Below are 651 nucleotides of genomic sequence, written 5' to 3'. Positions count from 1 at the left end.
TGGAACGACCTGCCTTCGCCAGCCACCAAGAAGTCATTCAACACGAGACCATTTTCATCCTTCTGCTGGTGCCGCTCAGGCGGCATGACGGTCTATTGAATTTGAGTGAAGTTATCAGCCCCACCGGGTAATTTGCTGATTGTGTATGCTGTAATACCTTGCACCAGAAGCTTTCCTGGATAAAAACCTGACGATGTTATTTGAACGAATACACCAGGCCGTAATGATGTAACTGGAGATTGAAATAAGGTTCTTGAATCATACACAAACGTGATTACACGACCTGTTGGCTTCCATGTTTTGCTCGTTGGATTATATAGTTCCTTCACCGTGATCTGATTACCTGAAACTTTGCTGATTGTTCCACTTATCATGTTTGACACAGGGCCGTAAATTTCTTTAGCAATCGTCTGACTCCCTTGCTTTTCTACGACTGCACTAAATTCATCATTTGATTTTAGTCCAGGGGTCTTGGAATACGGTACCAATTTTCCATCGTCCCACATTAAAGTACTGTTCGTAATGGTTATCGTTGTAACTCCCTTACTCAATGCTGTATTTGTCAAGCGAAAAATCCCCCACATGTTCACCGAAAAATCCCCCACCTAAAACTGGGCATCATGCAAGGTTTTGCTTTTCAAGCCACTCCTT

General features: G+C 43.2%; 1 protein-coding gene. It reads right to left on the bottom strand.

Translation table 11 applies throughout. The annotated features are described in order from the left end of the window. Positions 1-92 precede the first annotated feature (92 nt). Positions 93-590, bottom strand: coding sequence for a hypothetical protein (locus tag J3482_RS20195; protein ID WP_206923087.1), 498 nt, complete (start codon positions 588-590; stop codon positions 93-95). Positions 591-651 lie beyond the last annotated feature (61 nt).

Origin of the sequence: Alicyclobacillus suci (assembly GCF_017329615.1) — a bacterium.
In the GTDB taxonomy this organism is placed as follows: domain Bacteria; phylum Bacillota; class Bacilli; order Alicyclobacillales; family Alicyclobacillaceae; genus Alicyclobacillus; species Alicyclobacillus suci.
Note: the sequence above shows the minus strand (reverse complement) of the source record. Positions and strands in the feature narration are given on the sequence as shown.